The 9,083-nt window shown below is 68.9% G+C and carries 7 protein-coding genes; 3 read left to right on the forward strand and 4 right to left on the reverse strand.

From position 1 onward, the window contains the following. From ON43_RS30045 to ON43_RS30055, 3 genes are all read right to left on the reverse strand, one after another. On the reverse strand, nt 1-1,817 hold a 1,817-nt coding region (locus tag ON43_RS30045), incomplete at its 3' end, for a non-ribosomal peptide synthetase (protein ID WP_040812985.1). 232 nt (nt 1,818-2,049) lie between these two features. After that, nucleotides 2,050-3,030 (reverse strand): helix-turn-helix transcriptional regulator, encoded by a 981-nt coding sequence (locus tag ON43_RS30050; protein WP_040812987.1) that lies wholly within the window; start codon nt 3,028-3,030, stop codon nt 2,050-2,052. A gap of 59 nt (nt 3,031-3,089) precedes the next feature. Further along, on the reverse strand, nt 3,090-3,842 hold the full coding sequence (locus ON43_RS30055) for a M23 family metallopeptidase (RefSeq protein WP_040812979.1): 753 nt from the start codon (nt 3,840-3,842) through the stop codon (nt 3,090-3,092). Nucleotides 3,843-4,127: 285 nt separating this feature from the next. Between ON43_RS30055 and ON43_RS30060 the strand changes: the two genes are divergently transcribed. Then, nucleotides 4,128-5,171: a nitronate monooxygenase gene (locus tag ON43_RS30060; protein WP_040812981.1), complete on the forward strand. Its 1,044-nt coding sequence runs from the start codon at nt 4,128-4,130 to the stop codon at nt 5,169-5,171. Nucleotides 5,172-5,228: 57 nt separating this feature from the next. Next, on the forward strand, nt 5,229-5,621 hold the full coding sequence (locus tag ON43_RS30065; protein ID WP_040812982.1) for an SCO5389 family protein: 393 nt from the start codon (nt 5,229-5,231) through the stop codon (nt 5,619-5,621). Between the two features lie 65 nt (nt 5,622-5,686). Here the strand turns inward: ON43_RS30065 and ON43_RS42890 are convergent, their stop codons facing one another. After that, nucleotides 5,687-7,258 (reverse strand): serine/threonine-protein kinase, encoded by a 1,572-nt coding sequence (locus tag ON43_RS42890; protein ID WP_051179443.1) that lies wholly within the window; start codon nt 7,256-7,258, stop codon nt 5,687-5,689. Nucleotides 7,259-7,414: 156 nt separating this feature from the next. On the opposite strand from ON43_RS42890, the gene ON43_RS30075 reads away from it, so the two are divergent. Further along, nucleotides 7,415-9,083 (forward strand): metallophosphoesterase (locus ON43_RS30075; RefSeq protein WP_040812984.1); only part of this gene is annotated, 1,669 nt, incomplete at its 3' end.

Genomic DNA, 9,083 nt, shown 5'->3' on the forward strand with positions numbered 1-9,083 from the left:
ACGGTCGCGCCGTCGAACAGCAGGTGCACCGGAACCCGCACGCCCAGTGCGGAACCGATGCGCGCGGCGGCCTGCGCGGCCAGCAGCGAGTTGCCGCCGAGTTCGAAGAAGTCGTCGTCCGCGCCGACCCGGGCCTCCGGGTTGTCCGGAATCAGCAGGGCCGCGAAGACCTCCGCGACGATCTCCTCGGCGCGGGTCGAGGGCGCACGGAACTCGCGCGCCGCGAACACGGGCTCGGGCAAGGCATTTCGGTCCAGCTTGCCGACCGGGGTCAGCGGGATCTCGTCGAGCACCACGATGGCCGTGGGCACCATGTACGCGGGCAGCGACTCGCCGACGTGCGCGGCCAGCGCCGCGGTGTCCAGGCGCGCGCCCGGCCGGGGCAGCACGTACGACACCAGCGCGGTCGCGCCCGAGGGCAGCGACTTGCCCAGGGTGGCAGCGAAATCCACGTCCGGATGCGCGCTCAGCGCATTGTCGATCTCACCCAGTTCGATGCGCAGGCCGCGGATCTTCACCTGGAAGTCGGAGCGGCCCAGATACTCGATGACGCCCGGGTTCTCGGCATCGAGCGGGGTGCGGCGCACCAGGTCGCCGGTGCGGTACAGCCGCGCCCCCGGGCTGCCCGCGGCCTCGCCGAACGGGCTGGCCACGAAGCGTTCCGAGGTCAGGCCCGGCCGCCGGTTGTAGCCCTGCGCCAGCGCCGGACCCGACAGGTACAGCTCGCCGACCACGCCGTCCGGCACCGGCCGCAGCCGCGAATCCAGCACGTACGCACCGACTCCCGGAATGGCCGAGCCGATGGTGATGGCCTCGCCCGCCCGCAGCGGCGCGCTCGAGGTGGCCAGAATGGTGGCCTCGGTCGGCCCGTAGCCGTTGTAGAAGGACCGGGTCTCGCTCGCCCAGCGCGACACCAGTTCGGGCCCGAACTTGTCGCCCGCGACCACCACGGTGTGCAGTTCGTCCAGCCCGGCCGGATCCACCGATTCCAGCGCGCCCGGCGTGATCAGCACGTGGGTGACCCGCTCGCGGCCCAGCAGTTCGGCCAGTTCCACGCCGCCGAAGACCCCGGCCGGCGCGATGACGAGGGTCGCGCCCGCGGTGAAGGTCAGCAGCAGTTCCAGCACCGAGACGTCGAAGCTGGGCGAACAGACGTGCAGCACACGCGAATCCGCGGCGACCGCGTAGTGCTCACGCTCGGCGGCGACCAGCCCGGCCAGGCCGGAGTGGGTGACCACCACGCCCTTGGGCTTACCGGTCGATCCGGAGGTGTAGATGACGTAGGCCGGATGCTGTTCGGTCAGCGTGCCCAGCCGGTCGGCGTAGGAGACGGGGTGATCGGGCTGCGCGGCGATCCGCTGCGCCTGCGCGGGATCGTCGAGTTCGAGCCATTCGGCGGCGGTGCCCAGCGCGCCGCGGTACTCCCGCGTCGTCAGACCCAGCACCGCGCCGGAGTCGGTGAGCAGGTGTTCGATGCGGTCCGGCGGGTAGGCGGGGTCCACCGGCACGTACGCCGCGCCGGTCTTGGCGATGGCCCACACCGACAGCACGGACTCGATCGATCGGGTGATGCCGATGGCGACCATATCGCCGGGCCCGACGCCGCGGCCGATGAGCTCCCGGGCCAGCTGCGAGGACCGCGCGTCGAGATCGCGATAACTGATCTCACGCTGATCGGCCGGAAGTCCGGTAGGATTGAAACGAATCGCAGTCACATCTGCGGCCGATTCCACGGCCGAAGTGAGCAGCTGTCCGAAGAGTGGACTGCCGGACCGGCGCCGACGAGTACCGCGAGCAGAACGTCGGGCAGTATCCATACGCGTTCGATCACCTCTCGAGTCCGTCTTTCCGCAGGCCGAAGGCACTCGGCAGCACCCACGAAAACTGACGTCTTGTCCCGGGACGTCGAAAGGGTCAGCGGATGAGATCAATCATATCGATGCCCTCGAGTACTCCCGAGCGGCCATCCGCTTCGACTATCGCTGAGCTGCGACGATTGTTGCTGTGAAGTGACTTGCCCCACAATTTGTTTGACTCGGGGCCGCTTGTTCAGAGCCAGCCGCGGCGTGTCGCCTGAACTCCCGCTTGGAATCGCGTGCTCGCGCCGAGGCGCTCGAGCAGACTTGCGGTGCGGCGCACCACGGTTCGCCGCGAGAGGCCGAGCCGGCGCGCGATGGTGTCATCGGTGGCGCCCATGCTCATGAGCGTCAGGATCGCCTTGTCGCGCTCGTCGAGGGCCTCGGCCGGATTCACCGAAATCGGTGTCGCCATGAGCCACAACGCGTCGAAGGTCTTGACCAGCAGGTCCAGCGTGGGCGACGGGCCGACGCGCACGCCCATGGGGTCACCGCGGCGTTCGTCGGTGTGCAGCACCAGCACCGCGCGCCGATCGTCGGCGACGATCAGCTTCATGGGCGGATCGGGCAGCGTACGTGCCTGCGCGCCAACCGCATTGGTGGCCAGCACGTGCCGCAGCCGCTCCGGATCCTGATAGATGGTCTCCTGGTACAGGGTGCGGTAGTCGATGCCCGCCTGGATGCGCGAGGACTTGAGCTCGAACATCCGCTCCTCGGTCTCCACATCGGAGAGGAACGGTCCGCGTTCCACCACCTTCACGCGGGCGTGCGCGGTGTGCTGCAGATCCTCGAAATCGGCCAGCAGCTGGCGGCGTTCGTACACGGCCACCACCGCGCCGTCGGCGTCGGTGGTGCGGCGCACCGAGCGGAAGGTCTCGCCCAGGCGCGCGGCGGCCGACTGCATGCGCAGCATTTCCTGATTGCGGCGACGAGTCTCGGCCTCCGACAAGGCTTCCGGGGCGTGCGCGTCGAAACGCACCACGCCCTTGCCGTCGGTGAGCCGGACCGCGGCCTCGAGCTGGCACAGCGCCTCGAGCGCGGCCTCGGCCACGCGCGGCGGAATGCTCAGCCGCTCGGCCACTTCGAGCGCGGTCGAACGCGGATGCTGTACGAGCAGCGCGTAGGAACGCCCGGGCAGCGAGGCCGGGTCGAACAGATCGTCCAGTGTCGTCACCGCACCCACCGGCGTGCGCCGGTCCGGAAAGCGTCCGGGCGTGGGTACCGGTGAACGATCTACTGGTCCGGTCCCCACTGCTGCTGCATGAGAACGCCCTTGCTGGCTAGCCATGGCAGCGGATCCATCTTGTTGTCGGCGGCGTCCCAAATCTCGAGGTGCAGATGGGGACCTGTGGAATTACCGCGGTTGCCCACGGAGGCGATGACATCGCCGGTGTTCACGCGCTGTCCGGTGGTCACGTACATGTCGTTGACGTGGCCGTAGACAGCCGTGGTGCCGTCGTCCTGCTTGACGCGCACCCAGAGGCCGAAGCCCGAGGCGGGGCCGGCATCGATGACCGTGCCGCCCATGACGGAGTGGATCGGGGTGCCGATCGGATCGGCGAAGTCGATGCCGTAGTGCATAGCGCCCCAGCGCTGGCCGAAGCCGGAGGTCAGCTGGCCGTTGACCGGCTTGACCACACCCGGGCCCGGATTCAGCTGCTGCTGCAGGGTTTTCAGGGTCTGCTCGGCCTGCTGCAGCGGCGCGGAGATCTCCGGCGGCAGGTTCTGCAGGCCGAAGGGGGCCGGGGCGGGAGCAACATCGGCGATCGGCTGGGCCTGCGGCGTCTGGGCGACGGGCGCGGCGTCCGGCTGGGCCTGCTTCAGTTCGAGCGCGGCATCCTCGGTCACGACGTCCTCACCGATGGCGGTGGGCTTCTCATCGTGGGTGGGGAGCAGCGGGGCGGCGTGCGCCAGGGCGGGAACCAGCTGCGTCGCGGTGCCGATCAGGGCACCGGCGGCGACGGCCACGCCCGCGGCGGTCTTCACGCGATCGGCGGTGGAGGGATCGGCCCGGTGCCGCCGACGAGACGGGATGCCAGCGCGAGCAGCACCGGAATCACCAAGCAAATCCATGACAGTTACGGAGTTCGCGGTCGTTCGATGGTGCGGCACTGCAAGTCCTAGCGTTCGGTGGGTCCGGTAACGATTCGGCATCGCTGTGACGGAAACTGTACTCGGTTGTGACCATTCCGCAACCTTTTGTGCGATAACGCCAGGTCGAGTACTCGAACCCTTGATCACAAAAGGTAACTCGAGAGGCACACTTGTGACATGGTTCTCGACGAGTTGGGTACGCCGATAGTTCTCGCCCCGATGGCCGGCGGGCCGTCCACACCGGAGCTGGCCGCGGCCGTGTCCGAGGCGGGCGGGCTGGGGTTCGTGGCCGCCGGATATCTCCCGGCCGCCGAACTGGGCGCGCGAATCAAGGCCACGCGGGCGCTGACCTCGCGTGTTTTCGGGGTCAACCTGTTCTTTCCCTCCGAGCCCAGTCCGACCGCTCGGTTCTCTCCTTATATAGAGGAGCTGGCGCGCGAGTTCCCCCTCGGCGAGGCCAAGCACGACAGCGACGACTGGGACGCCAAACTCGACCTGCTCGTCGCCGAGCCGGTGGCGGTCGTATCGACCACCTTCGGCTGCCCGTCGGCCGCGGAGATCGAACGGCTGCACGCCGTCGGGACCGAGGTGTGGGTGACGGTCACGACCGTGGCCGAGGCCCGGCATGCCGTAGCGGCGGGCGCGGACGCGCTCATCGCGCAGGGCGCGGAGGCGGGCGGGCATCGCGGGACCTTCGTGGACGATCCGGCCGAGGACCTCGACGATCCGCTCGGACTGCTGGCCCTGGTGCAGTTGCTGCGGGCGGCCGTGGAGGTTCCGATCGTGGCGGCGGGCGGCATCTCGACCGGCGAGGCGTTGGCCGGAGTCCTCGCCGCGGGCGCGGCCGCGGCGCAGATCGGCACCGCGTTCCTGCGCTGCCCCGAAGCAGGGACCGCGCCGTTCATCCGCGCGGCCATCACCGCCGACACCCCGACCATGCTGACCCGTGCCTTCACCGGGCGGCGGGCGCGCGGGCTGCGCAACCGGTTCATGGTGGAGCACACCGGCGCACCGGCGGCCTACCCCGAGATCCATTACGCCACCGGGCCTTTGCGGGCGGCCGCGCGGGCCGCGGGCAATGCCGAGGAAGTGAATCTCTGGGCAGGTCAGGCGCATTCGCTGGCACCGGAGCTACCGGCCGGCGAGCTGGTGCGCAAGCTGTCGGCGGATGCGAGAAATGCTCTGGAGCGGGCATTTTCATTGCGAATCCAGACTTATTGACAACCGCTTTCATCTACAATCGGCTGACACCTTCCGCCATCCCATGAGGAGAGCGATATGTCACTCGACGTTCCCACCGCACTACTCGAGCGCGCTGAACGCGGTGAAGTCAGCGACGCAGAGTTCGTCGAATGCGTCCGCAACTCGCTGCCGTACGCCTACGAGGTGGTCAGCCGGGTAGCCGCCGATCTGCGTTCCGGCACGGCGGAATTCGCCGACAACACCATCGCACCGCCCGATGAGACGGCCCGCGGCCAGCTCCTCCGCGCCATGGCCTCCGACGCCATCCGCGGCGGCCTCGAACGCCACTTCAACATCAAACTCGCCTTCCAGAACTGCCACCGAGTAGCGGCCTTCCCCCTCTCCTCGGTAGGCAACGACACCTACACCACCTTCATCTCCACCCGCGCCCAGCTCCTCAACCAGAGCCCCGAACTCCGCAACTGCTGAGCGCACCCCAGAACGGCGCGACCGAAACCCGGTCGCGCCGTTCGGCGTTCACCGCCCATTTCGCGTCAGCGCCGCCGCGTCCCCCGGAACTTCTTGATCTCCCGCACGCCGAGCCAGATGAACAGCCCCAGGGGCACAGCGAAGATCATCAGCGCGATCGCGGTCCCGATCGCCGCCGCCGCACCGTCGGCCTTCTCGGTGAGCACCACGTCGATCCCGGCGGCGGTGAACATCCCGAAGAACAGGATCAACAGCGGCAACATAATCCACCACAGGACTCGCCACCCGGTTACGCGCGGGCGATCCCGCACCGCTCCCACCGCCCCCGAATAGGCGAAGGCCCCGCCCTGGCCCACGTACGGCGAGACGCAACCTGCTCCGCCCGAGGCCATTCCACCCGTCGGCGGCGTCCCGGGCGGGAAAGCCATCACGCTCGGACCTCCCCCGCCGTCGCGGGGCCCTCGCACGGGAATCACGCCGGAGGACGGCTGGCTCGCCGGATATGGCGCGGCAGAGCGCGATTCAGCATGCGGCCACGAATCACCGGGCAGCCGCGATCCCGGCATTGCCCAGCCCGGAGGGGTTCCGCCGGGCGCGGGTGTCGCATCGGGCGTGCCCGGCGGCGGTGTCCCGGGCGGGGGCGTCAGGGCGGTCGGGACGCGGTCGTCCGGTGCGGACGCGGGACCCACTCCGGGCGGCGGTGTGTGCGCGGTGCCCGAGTATTGCGGCGGGTAGGCGGAGCCGATGCCCGGGAGCGGTTCTCCGCCATCCCATTTCACCGTCGGCGCGGCCCGGCGCTGCGAGCCCGTGGGCTGGGTAGCGCGTGGATCCAGGGCGGCGTGCGCCGCCGCGGCCAGTGCGCCGGCACTCTGGAAACGATGGTCCGGATCCTTCGCCATGCCGCGCACGATGACCGCGTCGAGGGCGGCCGGAATCAGGGAGTTACGGTCGCTCGCCCGGGGCGGATCGGCGGTGAGGTGGGCGGCCATCTGCTGGACCGGGTCGGGCTGGGCGAAAGGCTTGATGCCGGTGAGCATCTCGTAGAGCAGGCAGGCGAGGGAATACACGTCCGAGCGCAGATCCTCGGTGCCGGAGTAGCGCTCCGGGGCCATATAGGCCCAGGTGCCGACGGCCACACCGGTACTGGTGATGGTCGCCTGTCCGACGCCCCGGGCGATGCCGAAGTCGATGAGGTAGGCGAAGCCGCTGGGCAGGGTGAGCACGTTGGAGGGCTTCACATCCCGGTGCACCAGACCCGCCCTGTGGGCGATGTCGAGGGCCTCGGCGATCTGCGTGACGAGGTCGACCGCGCGGTCGGGCGGGAAGGAGCCCACCTCGCGGAGGATCTTGCCCAGATCGGAACCCTCGATGAGCTCCATATCGATGTAGAGGCGGCCGTCGAGTTCACCGAATGCGTGGACCGGGCACACGTGCGGCCCGCGCAGGCGTGCCGCCAGCCGCGCCTCCCGTTCGAACCGCCGCCGGTAATCCGCATCGGCCGCCAGTTCGTGGGGCAGCAGCTTGAGCGCCACCTCGCGTTCGAGGTGGGTGTCCTCCGCGAGCCACACCTGACCCATGCCGCCCCGGCCCAGCAACTTGACGAGTCGATAGTGGCCGAGTTTGCCGTCCCCCGGCACCTGTCCTCCCCGATGCTCGATAGCGAGGTGCTCAGCATACGGCGACCCGGCTCGGAACGGCACCGCGCCGAATCCTCGGTTAGTTAACCAAGAATTCGCTCATTTGCGGCGCGGTGCCTTTGCCGGAGCCACCTGTTTCGAGCAGCATCCGAGCGCATGGCGACGAACCGCTTGAATCCGTCCGGCGATATCCCCGACACCGGGATTCCCGAGGCACTGGCCGCGACCATGACCATGGCCGAGCAGTACGAGTGGCATCGCGGCTATCTGCGGAAAAGGCCTGTGTCCCGGCGCAATTTCCTGCGCGGCTCGGCAGCTGCCGCCGCGGTGGGCGCGGCGGGGCTCTCGCCGTTCGCGAAGCGGGCCTACGCCGAGGATGCGCAGTTGGGGGTGGCCGGGCGGCATGTCGGGTTCGGCGGGGACGCGGCAAGCCAGCTGCGGTTCAGTGCGCAACTTTCGCGCAATCCCAATGGGACCAAGGTGTTTCTCGATCATGGGCCCACTCCGCTGCTGGGTGGGACGGTTGAGGCCGAGGTGCGGAATCTGGTGACGCAGATTCCGTCGAGTGACGGCGGGGTGCTCGCGGCCGAGCAGTTCTATGTGCACGCGCCGGTGGATGGGCTGGCGGGGCGGATGCCGCATTTTTATCGGTGGCGTACGGGGGATGGGTTCGCAGGTGATATTCGGGCGGCGTCCACGGCCATGCCGAGTGTGCGGAATGCGGTGTTGCCGTTCCGGTTCACGATGATGGGTGATCAGGGAACCGACGAGACTCCCACGCAGCCTCCGGGTCTGGCTCCCGGCGAATACGACGACCGCTATTACAAGCCCGACAACGATCCGACCGCCCCGCACGCGGCCAACATCATGCGTCAGATCGACGCCTGCAAGCCGGATTTCCATGTGCTGGCCGGGGATATCGCCTACGCCGATCCGTCCGGTGCGGGCAAGCCGCCGCGGTTCGTCGCATCCGGCGGCACGCTGCCCGACGGGTTCGACAAGTTCAATCCGTATGTCTGGGACGTGTATCTGGGCGCGATCGAATCCAGCGCCTCGGTCACGCCGTGGATGTTCGCGACCGGCAACCACGATATGGAGGCCGCCTACGACACGCACGGCTACGGCGGGCACATGGCGCGGCTCGACCTGCCGGGGAACGGGCCCGCGGGCTGCCCGTCGGTCTACTCCTTCACCTACGGCAATGTCGCGGTGCTGTCCCTGGACGCCAATGACATCTCCTACGAGATCAAGGCCAATACCGGCTATTCGGGCGGCGGCCAGAACGGTTGGGTGGAGCGGACTCTCGCGGCCTACCGCGCCGATCCGAACATCGACTTCCTGGTCTGCTTCTTCCACCACTGCGCGTATTCCACCACCGATTCACACGCCAGCGACGGCGGCGTCCGCGACGCCTGGTGCGCGCTGTTCGACCGCTACCAGGTGGATCTGGTGCTGCAGGGGCACAATCACATCTTCGAGCGCACCGATCCCATTCGCGGCAATGCGGCGACCAAGGTGGCGGGCGACAATTCGATCGTCTATCCCGAGACCGACGGCACCGTCTACTACACGGTCGGCGGTGGTGGCCGCCCCCGCTACGGCTTCCAGCCCGGGTCGCCGGAGACCTACCGCGGCCACGAGGTCGCCGATACGACCGTCCCGAACAGCTTCGTGTGGACGCCGGACGGCGGGAAGCAGCCGGAGGTCGCGCCGTGGTCGCGGGTGCGGTTCCGCAACTACTCGTTCATCCGCGTGGACGTGCGACCCGGATTCTTCGCCAGCGAGATGGACGTGGTCGCGGTGGACGAGTACGGGCGCGAATTCG

This window comes from Nocardia concava NBRC 100430 (genome assembly GCF_000308815.1).
In the GTDB taxonomy this organism is placed as follows: Bacteria; Actinomycetota; Actinomycetes; order Mycobacteriales; family Mycobacteriaceae; genus Nocardia; species Nocardia concava.